The 19,886-nt window shown below is 39.2% G+C and carries 16 protein-coding genes; 4 read left to right on the top strand and 12 right to left on the bottom strand.

Annotation, left to right across the window (positions count from 1 at the left end; translation table 11 throughout):
- Positions 1–63: 63 nt before the first annotated feature.
- From EL17_RS07845 to EL17_RS07830, 4 genes are read right to left on the bottom strand one after another with little or no spacing between them, the layout of a single operon-like run.
- Positions 64–1,344, bottom strand: coding sequence for an ABC transporter permease (locus EL17_RS07845; RefSeq protein ID WP_035072384.1), 1,281 nt, complete (start codon positions 1,342–1,344; stop codon positions 64–66).
- Positions 1,341–1,976: an ABC transporter ATP-binding protein gene (locus EL17_RS07840; RefSeq protein ID WP_035072382.1), complete on the bottom strand. Its 636-nt coding sequence runs from the start codon at positions 1,974–1,976 to the stop codon at positions 1,341–1,343. The genes EL17_RS07845 and EL17_RS07840 overlap by 4 nt, the downstream gene beginning before the upstream one ends.
- A complete protein-coding gene (locus EL17_RS07835) occupies positions 1,976–3,160 on the bottom strand; it encodes a hybrid sensor histidine kinase/response regulator (protein ID WP_035072380.1) in 1,185 nt (394 codons plus the stop codon). Before EL17_RS07835 ends, EL17_RS07840 begins: the two co-directional genes overlap by 1 nt.
- Positions 3,161–3,179: 19 nt before the next feature.
- Positions 3,180–6,623 carry a sensor histidine kinase gene (locus tag EL17_RS07830; RefSeq protein WP_035072379.1) on the bottom strand — a complete coding sequence of 1,148 codons (3,444 nt, stop codon included), beginning with the start codon at positions 6,621–6,623 and terminating at the stop codon, positions 3,180–3,182.
- A 127-nt stretch (positions 6,624–6,750) separates the two neighbouring features.
- Here EL17_RS07830 and sucD point away from each other — a divergent pair, with 127 nt between their 5' ends.
- The 3 genes from sucD (at position 6,751) to EL17_RS07815 (ending at position 10,507) form a co-directional block, all read left to right on the top strand.
- Entirely contained in the window at positions 6,751–7,635 is an 885-nt protein-coding gene (gene sucD, locus EL17_RS07825; RefSeq protein ID WP_035072377.1) for a succinate--CoA ligase subunit alpha, read from the top strand.
- A 114-nt stretch (positions 7,636–7,749) separates the two neighbouring features.
- Complete coding sequence (locus tag EL17_RS07820) at positions 7,750–8,562, top strand: glucose 1-dehydrogenase (RefSeq protein ID WP_035072375.1); 813 nt, start codon at positions 7,750–7,752, stop codon at positions 8,560–8,562.
- A gap of 310 nt (positions 8,563–8,872) precedes the next feature.
- On the top strand, positions 8,873–10,507 hold the full coding sequence (locus EL17_RS07815; RefSeq protein WP_035072373.1) for an ABC-F family ATP-binding cassette domain-containing protein: 1,635 nt from the start codon (positions 8,873–8,875) through the stop codon (positions 10,505–10,507).
- A gap of 501 nt (positions 10,508–11,008) precedes the next feature.
- Here the strand turns inward: EL17_RS07815 and EL17_RS07810 are convergent.
- The 7 genes from EL17_RS07810 to radC all read right to left on the bottom strand — a co-directional run bounded on the left by EL17_RS07810 (position 11,009) and on the right by radC (position 17,941).
- Positions 11,009–11,815 (bottom strand): zinc-dependent peptidase, encoded by an 807-nt coding sequence (locus tag EL17_RS07810; RefSeq protein WP_084166143.1) that lies wholly within the window; start codon positions 11,813–11,815, stop codon positions 11,009–11,011.
- A gap of 69 nt (positions 11,816–11,884) precedes the next feature.
- Positions 11,885–13,450 carry a ribonuclease Y gene (rny, locus tag EL17_RS07805; protein WP_035072371.1) on the bottom strand — a complete coding sequence of 522 codons (1,566 nt, stop codon included), beginning with the start codon at positions 13,448–13,450 and terminating at the stop codon, positions 11,885–11,887.
- A gap of 64 nt (positions 13,451–13,514) precedes the next feature.
- The gene (locus tag EL17_RS07800) at positions 13,515–13,799 is read right to left on the bottom strand and encodes a cell division protein ZapA (protein ID WP_035072370.1); all 285 of its coding nucleotides are present in this window, start codon (positions 13,797–13,799) and stop codon (positions 13,515–13,517) included.
- A gap of 1 nt (position 13,800) precedes the next feature.
- On the bottom strand, positions 13,801–14,085 hold the full coding sequence (locus EL17_RS07795; protein WP_035072368.1) for a hypothetical protein: 285 nt from the start codon (positions 14,083–14,085) through the stop codon (positions 13,801–13,803).
- A 1-nt stretch (position 14,086) separates the two neighbouring features.
- The gene (gene pheT / locus EL17_RS07790) at positions 14,087–16,498 is read right to left on the bottom strand and encodes a phenylalanine--tRNA ligase subunit beta (protein ID WP_035072366.1); all 2,412 of its coding nucleotides are present in this window, start codon (positions 16,496–16,498) and stop codon (positions 14,087–14,089) included.
- A gap of 122 nt (positions 16,499–16,620) precedes the next feature.
- Positions 16,621–17,238 carry a DUF1684 domain-containing protein gene (locus EL17_RS07785; RefSeq protein WP_035072364.1) on the bottom strand — a complete coding sequence of 206 codons (618 nt, stop codon included), beginning with the start codon at positions 17,236–17,238 and terminating at the stop codon, positions 16,621–16,623.
- A gap of 7 nt (positions 17,239–17,245) precedes the next feature.
- A complete protein-coding gene (gene radC, locus EL17_RS07780) occupies positions 17,246–17,941 on the bottom strand; it encodes a RadC family protein (RefSeq protein ID WP_035072362.1) in 696 nt (231 codons plus the stop codon).
- 245 nt (positions 17,942–18,186) lie between these two features.
- Here radC and EL17_RS07775 point away from each other — a divergent pair, with 245 nt between their 5' ends.
- The gene (locus EL17_RS07775) at positions 18,187–19,368 is read left to right on the top strand and encodes an erythromycin esterase family protein (protein WP_035072360.1); all 1,182 of its coding nucleotides are present in this window, start codon (positions 18,187–18,189) and stop codon (positions 19,366–19,368) included.
- A 221-nt stretch (positions 19,369–19,589) separates the two neighbouring features.
- On the opposite strand, the gene rpsT is transcribed toward EL17_RS07775, so the two are convergent.
- Entirely contained in the window at positions 19,590–19,847 is a 258-nt protein-coding gene (rpsT, locus tag EL17_RS07770; RefSeq protein ID WP_035072358.1) for a 30S ribosomal protein S20, read from the bottom strand.
- Between the last annotated feature and the right edge of the window lie 39 nt (positions 19,848–19,886).

Genomic DNA, 19,886 nt, shown 5'->3' with positions numbered 1-19,886 from the left:
CAATATTTTTACTGAATGATAATTGGATCATATTTAATTTCAACTGTAAATTCTTTTTAACATTTAGGTCAATTGTCCTGCTATATCAGTTTGGTAAGCCCTCCACGCCGGTATAATAGAAGCTAAAATCCCCACCCCTAGAGCATATAGCAAGATAAATATCTCTTCAGGAAGCCATACCCAAGCAGAAATTCCGGAAATAGGTCCCTGCTCGTTTATATTAACTAAAACACTTAGAAAAAGGTGCCCCATTAAAATCCCTGCCACAGCTCCTATTCCGGTAAGAATTACCCCTTCCAATATAATATGAAAAAAAAGCAACCCCTTGGAGGCTCCTAAAGTCCTCATCACAGCTAAATCATATTTACGTTCCTTCATAGCATTATATAGTGCAATAAAGATACTTAACCCCGCCACAATTATTATAGCTATAGCCAATCCCTGCATTAATGAAACTCCTATGCCCAATAGTTCGAACAACCGATTGATTTCAAAAGCAGGAGAAGCTGCCTGCATAGAAGTTCTACTGTTTATAAACCGGGGAAGCTGAACCGCTGCAATAGGATTTCTATACTGGACAAGTAAGGTGGTAATCTCCCTTTCTTCTTCTGATTCCGGCAGACCTGATTTAACCACTACATCAGTCTTCTCATGATCATGGTCATGGTCATGGTTATGATCATGGTCATGGTTATGATCATGGTCATGGTTATGGTCATTTTCCTCTTCCTCATCATGAGTAAACCACACCGTCTCTATACTGGTCAGGACAAGATTATCAAGAACATTATTTCCACTTTCTAATACCCCTGCCACTACATACTGATGCTCATCATGATCATGACTGCCTGCCGAGATGCCATGAGAGCCGATGAATGTATCTCCCACAGAAAGAGATGTTTTGTCCGCTACTATACTTCCCAATACTACTTCATATGGCTTATCCCATACTCTTCCTTCCGAAAATGCATGTGGATATAACGCCAGGTAATCATGATTTGTACCCACTATCCTAAATCCCTGATAATTATCACCAAGCCCCAAAGGAATAGCATTCTTTACCAATCTGTTTTGGGACAGTCTCCGTGCTTCCTCCAAAGGTATATTACCTGTAGGAAAATCGATATGATATACACTGGAAAGTATCAGTTGTAAAGGACTGCCCTTGGCACCTACTACTAAATCTATTCCTTCTGCTCCCTTTGTAAGTTTAGATTCAAACTGGTGCTGCAGCAGAATCAGCACCGTAATAACAGATAGGCCCAGTGCCAGCAGTAAAATATTCAGACCTGTATTCAGGGGCTTTGAAATGAGGTATTTCCAACTTAATTTTAATATATTCATTTCTTTACTCCTACAGTTATACGGTTAGAAATGTGGTTTTTCACCCTTTGATCATGCGTTACGACGATAAGAACAGCGTCCATTTTACCCGCTTGCTCCATAAGCAGTTCCATCACTCTATGTGAATTGACATCATCCAGACTAGAAGTGGGTTCATCAGCCAATATAATTTTTGGAGAATTTACCAAAGCTCTTGCAATGGAAACGCGCTGAGCTTCACCCTCACTGAGATGCTGGATTTTTGATTGCGCTTTGTGGCCTATATCGAGCTCGTTTAAAATATAATCTATTCTATCACCGCTCTGTGAATGGGCAAAATATGCTGCCAATTGCAGGTTTTCCCTTACCGTCAGAGCGGTAATAATATGAGGTTTTTGAAAAACGATGCCTATATTATTGCCCCTAAACTTATCCAGTTTACTTTCATAAAGTTTATATATGGAAGTATTATCAATAATAACCTCCCCATTTATAGGCTTCAACAGTCCTCCCAGAATATTTAACAGTGTAGTCTTACCGCTTCCTGATTGGCCTAATATCAATAGGTTCTGCCCTCCTTTAAGACTTAAATCGGGAAGATGAAATTCATTTTCGGCATCATATCGAAAATAAATGTTATGGGTATTCAACATTACTTTTTCTTTTTTATAGGTATCTGAATATGAAAAGAGGTGCCTTTATTTACTGTACTTTTAAATGTGATCTTACCTTCCAATACATCCATGCATTTTTTCACTATAGACAGTCCAAGCCCAGATCCCTCTATGATGCCAACATTATTTGCCCTGAAAAATCTATCAAACAGTTGCGTTTGTTCCTTTTCAGGTATGCCTATCCCAGAATCTACTACTGTAGCATTCAGTTCATCCCCTTCCATCCAGACGGTGAAGTCCACCACCCCACCGGGTTTAGAATATTTTGTAGCATTGGAAAGGAGATTCTCAAAAATCTGGTAAAGAAGTTCCTGATCACAGAATATGGTTTTGGGCAATTTTTTCAGTACCACTTTAATTTCTGAATTATTTTCCACACCAGCTTTTACCACGTCTATCACTTCGTTGAAGAATGCGACTGTAAATACAGTAGACGGTTTATAATCAATCTTATTGGCATCTGCTTTTCCGAAGAAAAGTACACTCGTCAGTAAATTATTTAAATTTCTGACTGAAAGTTCTATTTTTGAAGCATGCTTCATCATTTTTACCCTGAAAGGATGATCTTTTTCGGCATATTTCTGAAGCAGTTGTGCCGAACTCAATATCGAAGTAAGCGGTGTTTTAAACCCATGCGATACATTAAGTACTATTCTTGACTTGAGTTCATTAATTTCTCTTTCTTTTTCCAAAGCTCGCTGAAGCTCCTTATTAGCTTCATATAGCTCCGCAGTCCGAATAGCTACTTTTTCTTCTAGCAATTTATTGAGTGCTTTAAGCTCTTTTTCTTCCCGGTCTTTAAAAATAGCCAGCTCGATGACCATATTAAGTTCCCGTATATTAAATGGCTTGATCACATATGCACTGGGGTTTGTCCCTACCACCTTTTGCAATGTTTCCTCATCTGAGCTAGCTGTCAGATAAACTACCGGAATATGGTATTTTTCATTAATAATTTCTGTCGTGCGGATACCATCTAGTTCCCCGGCAAGGTTAATATCCATCATGACCATATCAGCAGTGTGGTGCTCCAAAAATTCCAGGGTCTCTTCACCGGTTTCTTTTATGGCTAAAATATTATGGTTATTCCTTTCCAGCGCCTTTTTTAATAAAAGGGCAGAAACAGTATCGTCTTCGGTAATTAATATATTCAGCTTTAACATGGGCGAAGTAAAAATTTAATTATTGCTCTTTGGTTATCTGTAGGTCTAAAGGTAAGGTAATGGTCACTGTGGTACCTTTACCTTTACTGCTGGTGATATAAATCTGTCCTTTCAACATGTCCATTAGACTTTTGGTTATAGAGAGCCCCAATCCACTACCTTCAAACTTACGGGCATATCCACCACTTTCCTGCTGGAATGGCTGAAAAATTTTCAATAAAAAATCCTCGCTCATACCTATTCCTTCATCCTGCACCTGTATATATAATGATTGGTCCAATAATTTTATTTTGACCTGGATCAATCCTTTATTTGAATATTTGATAGCATTGCTCACAATATTATTTAGGATCATATCCAGAGACGCCTTATCTATTGGTGCCACAAAAGATTTAGTCTCGAACTTAGCCGTAAGGAGCAGCCCTTTTTTCATAGCTGCTGCCTTTAATGGCATGAGTATCTTGGAAATAAAATCATTGATATTGGTTTTTTCCATTCTGGTTTCCATAGTCCTTGATTCTATTTTTGACATATCCAGAATGCTGTTGATGGTTTTCAATAGCCTCTCTCCACTTTCCAGTATTATTTCCAATCCAGACAGCAACTCGGGCTTATCTTGATTGGTTATAATTAGGTTTTCAGCACTTCCCAGAATTCCGTTAAGGGGGGTTCGGATCTCATGACTCATATTACTTAAAAACCTGGATTTTAACTGATTGGATTCTTCAGCTTTTTCTTTGGCTAATCGTAACTGGATTTCACTGTTCTTTTTCTCAGTAATATCTCTAAACACACTCAACATCACAGTATCATTGCCATGTTTGATGTCCACCATAGTACTATAAAGTTCAATGGTTTTAGGTCCATTCTTAAACGGCATGGTCAATTCTTTGGTCATCCCGGCTTTACCGTGATTATGAAGAGATTCTAGTATATAAGGTTCCTGGTTTTTATAGAAATTCGGGTCTGAAAACATTTCACCCAGATGTCCCTTTTTAAGTTCTTTGGCCGGTACTCCACAGAGTTTGGTCATAGCAGGGTTTATTGCGATGATTTTTCCGCTGATGATAGATAGGCACAAACCATCTTTAGAACTGTTCCACACATTTCTAAACTGTTCTTCCGCCAACTGGATTTCTGATATTTTTTGGGAAATGGTCTTTCTTAAAAGCATCTCATTCCTAAACTGGTTTAACAGCGTATTGAGTATAAATCCCAGGGCCAAAAAAAGAACGAGCACAAAGAATATAAATATAGGTTTGTAATAATATGGCTGATCAATAATAAATCCATCAGAAATTACTACAGGTGATTCAAACTGTCCTCCCAAACTGGCTTTCAATTCAAGGTGGTAGGTTCCTGGAGGTAGGTTTTCAAAAATCAGCTGTTTCGACCTGGGATCTATCACAGTCTCCCATTTATCTGACAACCCCATTAACCTATAGTGAATGTGCAGGTTATTCTGTTGCATAAAACTTACTGCCAAATAATCTATCTGTATATTATTATGATTATAGGGAATATTAGAAAAACTGTAAGACTGTTCCCCATCTGTGAGCAGTCTTATATTTTCTATCTTCACTATAGGGCTGGCCAATAGTTCCTCGTCTTCATCCTGTCTGTATATAGAAATACCTTCTTCAGTACCGATCCATATCCTCCCTGGATTACCCCTTATAAATGCTCCCCGGTTTACTTCATCCCCTACAAGTCCCCGCGAAGAATCAAACCATGTAATATAACCATTGTAAAGCACGTACACCCCTTTGTCAGTACCCATCCAGACAGCTCCTCTTTCATCCTGCAAAAGAGAGAAAATAGGTCTGTCCACGGTCTTGTTGTTTACAGAGAACACCTCGATTTTTCCCTGTTTATATATTTTTAACCCTTCCTCTGTCGCCAATAAGACACCCTCCTCTATTTCCAAAAAATCATATCCACCCACCCTTAAATAATGTTGGCTCTCCACGAGTCCCTCCTGAATGCCAGAAGTACTGGTGCTGTGGAGATAAATAATCTTACCATCACTCAGCTTATCTATTTTCCTTAAATAATTGCCTTCGCCTTGGCCAGAATATATTGTAGAAGTAACATCTTGGGCAAAAACATTATTGCCAGTAATATGGCTTTTGTAGACATTAGAACCTGCCAATATATATAAATGGTCATCAATAATGGAGGTAAACTGAACTCCTTGGCCATTCGGTGCGGTTTTATAGGTCACCTGGTTATTGGATAGATTGATCAAGCCTACCCCTTTTTGCCCGGCTGAGAAATATATGCCCTTTTTAGTAGGGGTAAAATTATTAATCCTATTACCGGATGTTCCCTTTAAATGATCGAAAATATCCAAGGTTTTCAGCACATTGTTTTCCCATAGTTGAATGCCATTATTAAACCCCAGATAAAATTTTTGCGGCTTGTCTTTGTATATGGCAGTGACTTCATTATCCAACAGTCCATCCCTAACTGTATAATTTTGAAACCTTAGGGTAGGTACATTAACCAGTCCTCTCTGACTGCCTATCCATATGATATCTTCTCTATCGATCAACAAAGCCTGAATAAGATAAATACGTAGGTTTTCTTCAGCCGAAATCAGAAGTGGCAACCTATCCATACTGGAATGTCTATACAGATGGGAATTAAAGTAATAGAAAACCTTCCCATCATTAATTTTTAAATCAAAGTAATGATGATTACCAAATTTGGCCTGTGCAAACCCGCTATGGATAATATCCTGGGGTTTTTTAAACTCCTTACCTTTTGCCAATTTTCCATGTCCCAGGAAATAAAAGGTATTTTCAGCATCAAGGACTACTTTATAAACAGGTCCATCTAATAAATCTGACCAATTTTCCTCTGAAGAGATTTCACTATTGTATAATTTCAGAATTATCTTTTCAAAATAAAAATAAGTGGTGTCCCCTGACTGATAAAAAGAACTGAAATCACCCAAGGTAGGAACATCATAAGGTCTATAATCCCATTTACTTGAAGAAAAATCATATACAGCTATGAATCCCGGTACGACCAAAAATAGATTTTTATTGCCATTGACATAGGCTACTGAAACGGAAACTTTACCTATACTGCCTACTTTTTCAATGACCGGACCCGGAATTACCAGTTCATCCCACTTATAATCAGAAACATAATAGATTTTCTTTGTCCTTTCAGTATTGAACATGTATATAACCCCATCTGTATCTACGTAGGTATTGGGTCGGTTCTGCAGCACTTGATGAATGGAATCTGGAATGCCATAGGTAGTGATACCATCCGAATAGTATATACCTTTAGCTGTAGAAACCCATATCCGCCCCGCATCATCTTGACATAAACTCAATATTTGATTTGATGGTAAATTCAGTCCCTTTATATTCTTGTTTTGCTGAAATGACTGGGAAAATCCCGTAAAAACCCAAAACATAAAGATTAAAGAAATAAAAAACTTTTGCATAAGAGTATATTCGTACACTAAATTATAAAAAGATATGATATAGAATAAATAAAATGAGATTGTTTGATAATTCTTTTGTGAGTGGGCTTATTGTTTTATTTTTGTAACAAACTATAAAAATCGCGACATGAGTGTATTAGTAAATAAGAATTCAAAAGTAATCGTGCAAGGATTTACGGGCTCAGAAGGCTCATTCCATGCGCAGCAGATGATCGAATATGGCACCAATGTAGTAGGTGGAGTGACACCAGGTAAAGGCGGATCTACCCACCTGGACCAGCCTGTATTTAACTCTGTTGAAGAAGCGGTGGAATCAACTGGTGCTGATACCTCTATAATTTTTGTTCCGCCTGCTTTTGCCGCTGATGCCATCATGGAGGCAGCAGATGCAGGAATTAAAGTGATCATTGCCATCACTGAAGGTATTCCGGTTAAAGATATGATGAAGGCTAAGCCTTACATTAAAGAAAAAGGAGCTACTTTGATAGGTCCAAATTGCCCAGGTGTCATCACTCCGGGAGAAGCTAAAGTCGGTATCATGCCGGGTTTTGTTTTCAAAAAAGGAAGAGTGGGTATAGTATCTAAATCAGGTACCTTAACTTATGAAGCAGCCGACCAGGTAGCTAAAGCGGGCATGGGAGTATCTACAGCTATCGGTATAGGTGGTGATCCTATAATCGGTACCTCTACCAAAGATGCTGTTCAGCTATTGATGAATGATCCTGAAACAGATGCGATCGTGATGATCGGAGAAATAGGCGGTAACTACGAAGCTGATGCTGCCCGGTGGATCCGAGAAAATGGCAACCAAAAGCCGGTGGTAGGATTTATCGCAGGCCAGACTGCACCTCCAGGTAGAAGGATGGGACATGCCGGAGCTATCGTAGGCGGTGCAGATGATACTGCTGAGGCTAAAATGAGAATAATGAGAGAAAACGGGATACATGTAGCCGAATCACCTGCCGAAATCGGAGCCGTAATGGCAAAGGCTTTAGGTGTAGAGGTGCAGTAAACTAGGTATATATTAATTATAAAAAGGGAGATCTTAACAGTCTCCCTTTTTTATTTGTTTTTTGGAACCACTTTTGATTCTTTTTACGACTTAACCGTAAAACAATCAGATACCATGAGCAATACAAAACTACTTTTAAGAAACCAAACAGCAGTAATAACAGGTGCCAGTGGAGGTATAGGAGGAGCCATAGCCATAGCACTGGGAAAGGCAGGGGCCAATGTGGTTATCAACTACTATAAAGATGAAGAGGGTGCCAAAGAAACACAGCAAGCGATTGTAGACGCAGGCAGTAAGGCTTTTATCCTGAAAGGAGATGTAGGGAAAGAAGAAGATGTTATAGAACTTTTTCAAAAAGCGAAGGAAACGTTTGGAGCAGTACACATTCTTATCAACAATGCCGGCATACAGATAGATGAACCTTTTTTATCACTCTCTTATGAAAGCTGGAAACAGGTTATACAGACAAATCTATCGGGTGCTTTTTTATGCGCCAGAGAAGCCGCCAAATGCTTTGATGAACAGGGTGTGGACGAAGAGGTGTCTAAAGCCAGTGGAAAGATCGTATTTATCAGTTCAGTACACGATACCATACCATGGTCTGGAAGGGTAAATTATGCCACTTCCAAAGGCGGTATGAAAATGATGATGAAATCCATCGCCCAGGAACTGGCCCCCAGCAAGGTAAGGGTAAACAGCATATCACCGGGAGCCATCAAAACGCCAATCAACGAACACGAATGGGGAAATAAAGAAGGAGAACAGAAAATGCTTGCAAAAATCCCTTATGGACGGATAGGAGAACCGGATGATATCGGTGGAGTGGCGGCATGGCTGGTTTCTGACCAGGCAGATTATATTACCGGTACTACTGTTTATGTAGATGGGGGGATGACACTATATCCTTCCTTCCAGGAGGAAGATTAAAATGCATGGAGGTTGGATGTCCTATAAAGGATGTATCATATCAGATAATTGGAATTGACCGAAAAAATAAAAGGGTTCTGTATTTAGCAGAGCCCTTATTAAATTATAAACTGGAAATCCATAATTTATAGATCCATTTCAGTCACCTGGGCGATTATTGAATTTTGAGACCGGCTGTACCGTATTTTTAGTATCTTAGTCAGCTGATGACGCTATGCACCTATTTGAGTTTTAACAATAATTTTTATGCTCTGTTTCTCTATAATCCATAAGAGACTGATATCTTTGCTCCTTCAAAAAATCCAGTAGCATGATTTCAGTAGACGCACTTACGGTATTGCATGGAGGTTCCCCTCTTTTTAGCAACGTTTCTTTTTCTATCAATGAAAATGATAAAATAGCCCTGATGGGCAAAAATGGGGCAGGCAAGTCTACACTACTGAAAATCATAGCCGGTGAGAGCAAAGCTTCGTCCGGAGGCGTGTCAGCTCCCAAGGATTTTGTGATTTCCTACCTCCCACAGCATTTATTGACAGAGGATGACTGCTCGGTATTTGATGAAACAGCCAAAGCATTTGCCTCCTATCTGGATATGAAGACTGAGATAGAAAGACTCAATGAAGAATTGACCGTACGTACAGATTATGATTCTGATGAATATTATAAAATAATAGAAAAAGTATCCGAAATCAGTGAAAAGTTCTATGCCATAGAAGAGGTCAATTATGAGGCGGAAGTAGAAAAAGTATTGCTAGGATTAGGATTTGTAAGGGAAGATTTTCAAAGACCTACTTCCGAATTCAGCGGTGGCTGGAGAATGAGAATAGAACTTGCCAAGATCCTGCTTCAAAAACCTGACCTTATTCTTTTGGATGAGCCTACCAACCACCTGGACATCGAATCCATACAGTGGCTGGAGGATTTTTTGACCGAGAAGGCGAAAGCTGTAATCGTTATATCCCATGATAGGGCTTTTGTGGACAATATCACTACCCGTACTATCGAGGTGACCATGGGCCGTATCTATGACTATAAAGCCAAATACAGCCATTACCTAGAACTTCGCAAGGAACGACGCGAGCACCAGCAAAAAGCTTATGATGAGCAGCAAAAGATGATTGCGGACAATATGCAATTCATCGAGCGCTTTAAAGGAACCTACTCTAAAACCCTTCAGGTACAGTCCAGAGTCAAGATGCTGGAAAAACTGGATATTGTAGAAATTGACGAAGTAGACAACTCAGCCCTTAGGCTACGTTTCCCTCCTGCCCCTAGATCCGGAAAATATCCTGTGGTAGTGGAAGAACTTACCAAAACATACGGAGATCACGTAGTCTTTAAGAATGCTTCTATGACTATAGAGCGCGGACAGAAGGTGGCCTTTGTCGGTAAAAACGGTGAAGGTAAATCCACTATGCTTAAGGCTATCATGGGCCAGATAGAGTTTGAAGGCAAGTTGGAGTTAGCCCAAAATACCCAAATCGGCTATTTCGCGCAGAACCAAGCTTCGCTTTTGGATGAAAACCTGACAGTCTTCGACACCATAGACAGAATAGCTGTAGGCGAGATTCGCTCAAAGGTAAAAGATCTCTTGGGAGCTTTTATGTTTGGTGGAGACAATTCTATGAAAAAGGTCAAGGTGCTATCCGGTGGAGAAAAGACCCGACTGGCCATGATCAAATTGTTATTGGAACCTGTCAATCTACTTATTCTCGATGAGCCTACCAATCACCTCGACATGAAGACCAAAGACATCATCAAAGATGCCTTGAAAGCTTTTGATGGTACCTTAATACTAGTTTCCCACGACAGGGATTTTTTGGACGGACTGGCCGGTAAGGTATTTGAATTTGGCAATAAGCGGGTAAGAGAGCACTTTGAGGATATCAATGGATTCTTGAGAAATAAGAAGCTGGAGAATTTGAGGGAAGTGGAGAGGAAATGATTTTTAATGGAAGATTTCTGATTTCTAATTTGGTTTAGTTAGATGATATTTTAACTGAAGCTTAAATATAAAAATCGGGGGTTTGGCACTAGCTAAAAGTTAGTGAATTTTGGTTTGTAGCATCCTGCCAAATGGATAAATTTCCTCGGAGACAAGAAAAGTTAAGATCCACCTATACCCGAAGCTGGTATTTCCGTTGCTGCTGCCCACTTTAGGGGCATTAAAAACCTTTTCGGAGAAACAATGAAACTAAACAACTATGTGGATCGTAAACTTAACTGCGTTGTCAATCATTTTTAAACAGCTACTTTAAAAGAGGGAATGCAGCAAATGATCATATTTAAATCTCCAATAGAATAGACATCTGGCCTCTCAAATATACTTATAATAGTTTAGGTACGGACCAGAGGACGGCATCCATGAATCCAGCCCGTTCCCTGTAATTAGAATAATTATTTAAAATCGATCTACTATAAAGTATCTATAGGCTATTGACTAGTTCTATGTCCCCTCTTCTTTTTCATTAGCGTCTTTTTTGACATTTACACCAGTGTAGAGCAACATAGGGTCCTGTCGGAGTAGGAAGACGAGGCATTCGTACATCTCGGGATGATAAGCTTTAAAGGCTATTGTGTTTTCAAAGAAAGCCTCCACTGATACAGCAAAAAATTCATGTATATTTTCGCGCGCCTGGCTTCTGAAAATGCTATTTCCTTCTTTGATCTTTTTAAGTTCATCGGTAGCCAAATGCACATATTTAGACCACCACATGGGCATCAGAAAACCATACTCTCCGTTATATTTTATTTTGTTCTCAATCTTAAGGGCATGGGCAAATTCATGGATGCCCACATTCCAGCCATCCGTAGGATTATTTAATCCTTTAATAAATTCCTTCCAGGCAATAACAATAATACCATACTTGGGATTGACCTCTCCATTATGATATTGCAGACTATGGCTGGAATAATATCGATCTGGATAGACCAATATTTTATCAAAATGGCTTAGTGTAATAGTTTTGGGAAACCCGAACAATACTTTGATAGCTGTGGCTGAGATCAACACTTTCATTTCTACGCTTACTTCTGAATACCCCCCCCTTCCATAAAAGCTTTTATTATTCATAAATAAAACTAATCTTTCCCTAAATTCTCTTTGAAACTTCAAAGACAGGCGGTGATAATAAGGAAAATAGGTACTAAGAACATCAAGTTCGGCTTTACTTAATTTTAAAAATCCAAATTCTACTAAAAGCTGGTACCAAAGAGTACTGAGATAATTTGATTTCCTAAATAGTGATCTCATACAGCAATAAAATAGACGTAAAAATTAAAAAAGGGCTCCCATTTAAAACGATAAATAGGAGCCCTTAGTTTATTTGGCGTAGTTGACCGATCTCATTTCCCTGATCACTGTAATCTTGATCTGTCCGGGATACTGCATTTCTTTCTCTATCTTCTGGGAAATATCAAAGGAGAGCTTTCCTGCAGTGTTGTCATCCACATTATCTGCATCCACGAGCACTCTCAACTCTCGGCCAGCTTGCATAGCAAAACATTTATTAACACCATCAAAACTCAAAGCCAATTCTTCGAGATCCTTAAGACGCTTGATATAGCTGTCCATGATTTCCCTTCTTGCTCCAGGTCTTGAACCTGAGATGGCATCAGAAGCCTGTACTATAGGGGAGATCATAGAAGTCATCTCAATCTCATCATGGTGGGCACCGATGGCATTGATTACCTCAGGGTGTTCTTTATATTTCTTGGCCAGCTCCATACCTAGGATAGCATGAGGCAGTTCTGCTTCTTCAGGATACACTTTTCCGATATCGTGAAGCAATCCAGCTCTCTTGGCAAGTTTCGCATTTAATCCCATTTCAGCTGCCATGGTAGCACATAGCTTGGCTACTTCTCTGGAGTGCTGTAGCAGGTTCTGACCATAGGAAGAACGGAACCTCATACGCCCTACCATCCTGATAAGCTCAGGATGCAGGCCATGAATACCTAGATCGATACAGGTTCTTTCACCTATCTCTACGATTTCCTCTTCTATGTTTTTCTCAGTTTTGGCCACTACCTCTTCGATCCTGGCCGGGTGGATCCTTCCATCCTGCACCAGACGGTGAAGTGCCAGTCTGGCCACTTCTCTTCTCACTGGATCAAATCCTGAGATGATGATCGCCTCCGGAGTGTCGTCCACTACTATCTCTACACCAGTAGCAGCTTCCAAGGCACGGATATTTCTACCTTCTCTACCGATGATCTTACCTTTGATGTCATCACTTTCTATGTTAAAGACAGACACACAGTTTTCGATGGCATGCTCTGTAGCTGTCCTCTGAATAGTATCGAGTACGATTTTCTTGGCCTGCTTGGTAGCAGTAAGCTTGGCCTGATCCAGGATATCTTTGATCTGCGAAGAGGCTTTGGTATTGGCCTCATCTTTAAGCATCTCAATGATCTGCTCTCTGGCCTCTTCTTTGGATAGAAGGGCTATTTTTTCCAAATCAGAAATCCTTTGACTGGTCACTCTGTCTAGTTCTTCTTTTTTGACCTGTACAGAATGCAGCTGTGCATTGAGGTTTTCTTTTTTACTTTCCAGTTCAGCTTCTTTGCGTTTAAGCTGTTCCATTTCCTTAGAGAGCACTTGCTCTCTCTGCTTTAGTTTGCCTTCATTAGTGATGAGGATATTTTTCTTTTTATTAGTTTCCTCCTCAAATTCCGATTTCAGCCTAAGGTACTTTTCTTTGGCTTCCAGAATCTTGTCCTTTTTAATGGCCTCTGCAGTGATTTCAGCCTCTCTTACAGTGCTCTTGGCTTTTTCCCGAGCTTCATCCTCTATCTTTTTATTGTTGCTTTTAAGAAAAACTCCTGCTAGCAGTGCGCCAAGTCCGAGACCTACCACGCCTGCTATGATGATGTATAGTGTTACTCCCATAGGTATATTTTGGTTTAGACCTACCGGCAGTGCTTAAAAAGTCCCGATTTGAGATAATGTATAATTATATCAAGGATGTTAATTGGTCATTGATTTGGGTAAGGGTGGATCTGATCTGATCACTCTCTTCGGAGTTCAATTCACTTGACTCCATGGTCTCTACCATACAGTCAAATGCGACCATTGCTAATAAATCCTGCCTGTCATCCAATCCAAATTCTTCTCTATATCTTTTAAGTTTATCATTAATCAATTTACCCGCTCGCCTGATTTTAGCCTCATCTTCCACTTTTACTTTCATAGGATATTCTCTATCTCCTATTTTTATTTTAATGGAAAGTGTATTCATATCATTCAGACAGATAAGTGATGATTTTATCGATTTCTTTTATATAATTATTGATCTTTTCTCTCAATTCCGCAGACTCTGTATTTTCTACCGGTATGTTATTTACAATTTTACTAATTTTAATTTGATTTTTAAAATGATCCAGGCTTTCATCTCGCTCCCGCAGGATAGTTTTTGCCATATCCAGCTCTTCCTTTAATGCCGCTTTTTCTGCTTCTACCTGTTGTAATTTTTTAGTTATCTGATGAGCAAGTCGCTCTAAGCGATGAAGTTCCTCGTGGATCATTCTATTTTCTAATCAAAGCATTAATTTCATTTTCAAAAGACTGCATCAGTCTTCCCATGGTTTTGTCTATTACTTTATCTGTTAAAGTATTTTCCAAATCCTGTAGATAAAAGCTCAAAGCGTATGCCTTTTTTTCTTTATCTATCTTATCTCCCTGATACACATCAAAAACCCCAATCCTCTTAAGTAATTTGCCCCCTGCTTTGACTGCCACCTTCCGGATGGCATCGAAAGTTATCTCCCTGTCTATCACCAGAGACAGATCCCTTCTCACCTCTGGAAATTTAGAGATCTCTGCATATTGCTTTAACCCTGTGGATCTCTTCAATAAATAGTCCCAATTTAGTTCGGCATAAAATACTTCCTGCTTCACCTCAGCCAATCTAGTGATTTTATCATTAACCAAACCTATTTTCCCTACCATTTTATTGCCCAGTGACAATTGGAGGGCATAGTCAAAAGGCAGTTCATGAGTGATTTCCATCTCAAGATCCGGGAGATTCAGTTTTTCCAAAACCCTTTCCACTACCGAAAATAAGTCAGGAAAGCTCATCGACTTAGAGGGTTCTAGCCAGCTTTCAGCTGCCTTATCTCCTGTGAGGAATATAGAAAGCACCTTATCTTCCTGATACCCCTCTCCGGACTTTTTATAAACCGTGCCAAATTCGAAGAATCGGAGATCCTTTTGCCTCCTATTGATATTATGGGAAAGCACTTCCAATCCGGAAAATAGAAGGCTTTGCCGCATCACACCCAGATCCTCACTCAGTTTGTTCAGTATCACTACATTATCTACTGGGTCCAAAAATCCTGATTTCTCACCATAGATAGGCTTAGTGAGTGAATTGGTAATCATCTCATGAAAGCCAAAACCAGCCATCAATTCAGAAAGCCTGTATTGTAATTTATTACCATCTTTGGCTGGATGCTCGGCCAGATAGTCTGCCTTATAATGCTCTGTTAGCTCGACCCGGTCAAATCCATATATCCTCAAGATCTCCTCAATGATATCCGCCTCCCTGTTCACATCCACCCTGTAAGGTTTAACTATAGCTTTAAATCCGTGTTCGGTTTCATCCACTACCTTTATTTCTAGGTGTTCCAAAATAGATTTGATCTCTTCATTATCTACCTCTTTACCGATCAGGCGGTGGATGTTCTTATAAGAAACATGCACCTCAAAATCGGCTATAGGATGAGGGTATATATCGATTATTTCGGATGTTATTTCTCCCCCTGCGATCTCCTTTATCAGGATGGCGGCTCTCTTCAGTGCATAGATTGGCATATTCGGGTCTGTTCCTCGTTCGAAACGAAAAGAAGCATCTGTTTTTAAACCATGGTGCTGACTTCCTTTTCTGATGACATCAGGAGAAAAATAAGCACTTTCGAGAAAAATAGAAGTAGTCGACTCCGAAACACCGGCCCCTTTGCCTCCAAAGATCCCAGCTATACAAAGGCCACTACTTTCATCACAAATCATCAATTCTTCTCCTGACAGCTTCCTTTCCTTATCATCCAAGGTGATAAAAGGAGTATCTTTATCAAGCTTTTTTACTATTATGCTATCTCCGGACACTTTATCTGCGTCAAAAGCATGGAGTGGCTGCCCAAGATCATGTAAGATAAAATTGGTGATGTCCACTATATTATTGATAGGTTCAAGGTCCAGGCACTTTAAATATTTCTGAAGCCAATCAGGTGAGGGCCCTACTTTGATGTTAGAAACAGTAAGACCTGCATATCTCGGACAGTCTGAAGCTACTTCCACTTCTACCTGAAAGGGTCTGCTGTTGTTATCCACAGCAAATGCCTCCACGGATGGCATGGTTAGGTCTGTTTTTAGAATAGCTTTGAGATCTCTTGCTACTCCAAGATGGGAAGCTGCATCGGCCCTGTTAGGGGTAAGCCCAATCTCCAGAACATCGTCAGAGCTGATATTAAAATATTCAGCCGCAGGGGTACCATTAGGCAGATCCGTATCTAATACGATTATACCGGCGTGGTTTTCACCAATACCCAGTTCATCCTCGGCACAGATCATTCCGATGGATACTTCACCCCGGATTTTAGCCTTTTTTATAGTAAATCCTTCTCCCTTGCTTGGATATAAAGTTGTACCGACAGTGGCGATCACCACTTTTTGACCTTGAGCTACATTTGGGGCACCGCAGACGATAGGCAGCACTTCTCCACCGATATCCACTGTGGTCAAACTTAATTTATCCGCATTTGGATGGGGCTCGCAGGTAATGACTTCTCCTATCACGATGCCTTTTAGCCCCCCTGGTACAGATTCAAAAGGCTCGATCCCTTCCACTTCTAAACCGCTTTGGGTAAGCATATCTGCTATCTCTTCGGATGTATGGTTTAGCTGGATAAACTCCTTAAGCCTATTTATAGATATTTTCATTGATCAATAGAATGATTAAAACCTCAGACATATATCAAAGGTAATTGATAAGGAAAGCCCTTATGGGTTCCGCAAAATATTTGGTAACAACAAATTTAAGATAATTGCCCGACCCTTAAAGCTTATTTGGAGTAATTTTTCTCCCCTGCTCTAATAGGTATCTCCAGTAAATTTTCTCTCGGAGGTATAGGACAGGCATAGTCAGGATTATAGGCACAGTATGGGTTATAGGCCATATTAAAATCTATGATGGCGGTATGTTGCCCATCCAACTTTACATCTACATATCGTCCACCTCCATATGTTTCATCTGCACTGGTTTCATCTGCAAAAGCCAGAAAAAATTTACGCTTGTCCTGTTCTTTCACAGACTGAAGGAGCAAGAGTCTTTCGTTACTGCCAGCTACGGTAAATTCAGCATAGGAATGCTTGACATACTTCTCTACGGAGCCATCCGTCAGAGGGATTTCGAGAATCACACGGTTAGTGACGGGCACTATTCTAGCTTTTACACGATAATCGGGATCTATAGGATAATGATGGAGCTGATCCAATTCATTTTTTTGCTCATCCGTGAGGGGTGAATCTGCATTATAACGCAGGTATTTAAACTGCCTACCCCTTTCTTTCTGTACTTTTTCTACATACTGTTCTGTGGTCTCTCCAGCAGAAAGGGCATAAAATATGGCGATCACGATCACTACTGCCACACCGGCCCATATCACATATCTTTGGTTCATAGGTTAATCACATCATGGCTTCATCCGCGAAGCTAAAGTAACCAACATCGGTGAATATTACATGATCTATAACGTTTAAATCTAAATTTCTGCCTACCGCTACAAGCTTTTTGGTCAAATTCATATCTGCCTGGGACGGTCTTAGGTTTCCAGAAGGATGATTGTGCACTAAAACTATGGCAGTAGCCAAATATTCCAGTGCTACTTTAAAAATCATTTTGGGGTCTGCAATGGTCGCGTTGGTTCCCCCATAACTGATCTTATATTTTTTGATGACATGGTTAGACCTATTAAGCAATAGGATATAGAAATGCTCCACTGGTTCATCCATCAGGTCAGGCTTCATCAGTTCATATACGTCAGAAGAAGATGTTATTTTGGCTCTCTTCTTTGGCTCAGTGCTTTTACGCCGCCTGCCCAGCTCTAAGGCACTGACTATACTGATCGCTTTTGCCTCTCCTATCCCTTTAAATTTCTGAAGCTCATTTACTGTCATTTTGGCCAGCTGACCTAGATCATTGTCTACACTCCCCAGGATATTCTTGGCAAGATCCACCGCGCTGGTATGCTTAGTCCCCGATCTGATCAGAATGGCTATCAGCTCCGCATCTGTAAGCGCTGACCTACCCTGGAGCAATAGTTTTTCTCTTGGCCTATCTTCTTCAGCGAGCGAAGCTATCTTGATAGAGGTATATGAATCCATAAAAATAGGATTATGATGAAAAATAAAAAGAATATAGTTATAAAAATAAGTAAAATTCAGGAAATAGATTTAAGTTTTTGCCACAAAGCCACTAAGTTTTTTTTTTTATAAGAACCTGGGGTAATCATAATTAACAAAATCTTAAGATCTAACAAATAATTTGATTTAAGTCATCATAGGGTTTAAAGATAATCTATTACATTACGGCTTTAAAAGAGCTAGTTGTAGACAAATTCACCAACTATATGGTTAAAAGAATATTTGCCCTATTAATATATGTTCAGATTTTAGCTTGCTCTCCTACAGAGAAAAATCCAATGATAATTCAGGAGAATTTCGAAAATTTATCAATCTTAGATCAATGGGTACATGATAAAGAGATAATATTTTTAGGCGAACCTACACATGGAGATGGTACCATTTTTACTGCGAGAATTAAAATTATTAAATATCTTGTTGAAATGCATGGTTTTGATGCTGTCATTTTTGAAAGCAATGGATATGATGCCTATCACATTAATGAATTGAGGAGAAGAGGTGAGATAGATAAAAAACATTTCGGGCAAAGCACATTTTCCATATGGGGGCACACCTTAGAACTACAAGAATTATGGCAGTTTTTAATGGACAATAATAATGTAAAATTTTTAGGAATGGACCACTATCCACACACGGTGATGAAAGAGCATTTTTTAAATGAATTAAAAAATGCTGTTAATCTGACCAAAGCAGAAGAGCAACTTTTACAATCTATGATAGACTCCATAGCAACCACTGAACTTTTGCCCAGAAGATATTATTTAAGCCCCCATGAGTCAGCAAAGCTGGATCTCTTAAAAAACAAATTAAAGCATACTAAAAAGTCAATTTATTTAAAGGAAGGAATCGATAACCTAATGCAATATGCTGCCTTCGAAAGTCTGCCTCATCTTCACGAAGGGTTTTGGACAAAATTTAATTATCGGGACAGTTTAATGTTCGAATCAATTAAAAGTCATGCTAATAACAATAAAAAAGTTGTAGTCTGGCTTGCTAGTGCACACGCTTTGGAAAGCCCCTCAAATATCGTAGATCCGGATGATTTAAAAGAAATAGGGCAAACTTACGCAGACATGGTTACTTTAGGAAATTTAGCTAAGTCGCATTTTGGAGATAAAATGCTGAACCTGGCGTTTTCCGCATATGAGGGCGGTTTTTATGATTTTGTGGATAAAAAAGAAATAAATTTCAAATTAGATTCTATACCAAACCTAGAAATGAATGTTTATGAAAAAAACCAAGCTATAACAATTGTGGACTTAAGAAAAATAGATTCTGTTTATTTTAGTGGTATACTGGGGTTTGAATTGATTCAAGCAAATTGGGGTAAAAATTTTGATGGTGTTATTGTTTTTCCTCAGGTAAAGGCCAGTAGAAGAGTGCAGTAATAGTATCAGTACTGAATAAAACAAACATGATAAAATAGTCTTGAATGAACTGGTTCAATTATTCATTACGATGAATAAGTGAACCCCTTTATTGTAGTAAAAAATGCTGCGCAATCTGTAGTTAAAAAATAAAAACTTTGAACCTTCATGGCTTGGTGGGTAAACAAAAAAAAAGCCCTACCGAATGGTAGAGCTTCTTGATATATCTATATAAAAAGATCTTACTGACCTAATGTATTAACGAACTTAGCCAGTTTAGATTTTTTGTTAGAAGCATTGTTCTTGTGAATAATGTTCTTTTTTGCCAATTTATCGATCATAGCAGAAACATTTTTCAAAAGTTCTTCTGCTTCTGATTTGTCTGTAGAACCTTTTAGCCTTTTGATAAACGTTCTAGTCGTTTTAGCTTGGTATCTGTTTCTTAAACGCTTGGCTTCGTTAGAACGAATTCTTTTAAGAGCTGATTTATGATTTGCCATATCTATATAACTTAATTTCTTTTTTTGCTTCCGCTATGA

It is taken from the genome of Anditalea andensis (assembly GCF_000714815.1).
Taxonomy (GTDB): Bacteria; Bacteroidota; Bacteroidia; order Cytophagales; family Cyclobacteriaceae; genus Anditalea; species Anditalea andensis.
This window is presented reverse-complemented; position numbering and strand designations above follow the sequence as displayed.

Bases quoted from the DNA above. Each gene is read 5' to 3' on its own strand.
- EL17_RS07840 (WP_035072382.1), bottom strand. From the start codon at position 1,976: ATGTTGAATACCCATAACATTTATTTTCGATATGATGCCGAAAATGAA.
- EL17_RS07810 (WP_084166143.1), bottom strand. From the start codon at position 11,815: ATGAGATCACTATTTAGGAAATCAAATTATCTCAGTACTCTTTGGTAC.
- pheT (WP_035072366.1), bottom strand. From the start codon at position 16,498: ATGAAAATATCTATAAATAGGCTTAAGGAGTTTATCCAGCTAAACCAT.
- EL17_RS07815 (WP_035072373.1), top strand. From the start codon at position 8,873: ATGATTTCAGTAGACGCACTTACGGTATTGCATGGAGGTTCCCCTCTT.
- EL17_RS07845 (WP_035072384.1), bottom strand. From the start codon at position 1,344: ATGAATATATTAAAATTAAGTTGGAAATACCTCATTTCAAAGCCCCTG.
- EL17_RS07830 (WP_035072379.1), bottom strand. From the start codon at position 6,623: ATGCAAAAGTTTTTTATTTCTTTAATCTTTATGTTTTGGGTTTTTACG.
- EL17_RS07795 (WP_035072368.1), bottom strand. From the start codon at position 14,085: ATGATCCACGAGGAACTTCATCGCTTAGAGCGACTTGCTCATCAGATA.
- EL17_RS07835 (WP_035072380.1), bottom strand. From the start codon at position 3,160: ATGTTAAAGCTGAATATATTAATTACCGAAGACGATACTGTTTCTGCC.
- EL17_RS07775 (WP_035072360.1), top strand. From the start codon at position 18,187: ATGGTTAAAAGAATATTTGCCCTATTAATATATGTTCAGATTTTAGCT.
- sucD (WP_035072377.1), top strand. From the start codon at position 6,751: ATGAGTGTATTAGTAAATAAGAATTCAAAAGTAATCGTGCAAGGATTT.
- rny (WP_035072371.1), bottom strand. From the start codon at position 13,450: ATGGGAGTAACACTATACATCATCATAGCAGGCGTGGTAGGTCTCGGA.
- EL17_RS07800 (WP_035072370.1), bottom strand. From the start codon at position 13,799: ATGAATACACTTTCCATTAAAATAAAAATAGGAGATAGAGAATATCCT.
- rpsT (WP_035072358.1), bottom strand. From the start codon at position 19,847: ATGGCAAATCATAAATCAGCTCTTAAAAGAATTCGTTCTAACGAAGCC.
- EL17_RS07785 (WP_035072364.1), bottom strand. From the start codon at position 17,238: ATGAACCAAAGATATGTGATATGGGCCGGTGTGGCAGTAGTGATCGTG.
- radC (WP_035072362.1), bottom strand. From the start codon at position 17,941: ATGGATTCATATACCTCTATCAAGATAGCTTCGCTCGCTGAAGAAGAT.
- EL17_RS07820 (WP_035072375.1), top strand. From the start codon at position 7,750: ATGAGCAATACAAAACTACTTTTAAGAAACCAAACAGCAGTAATAACA.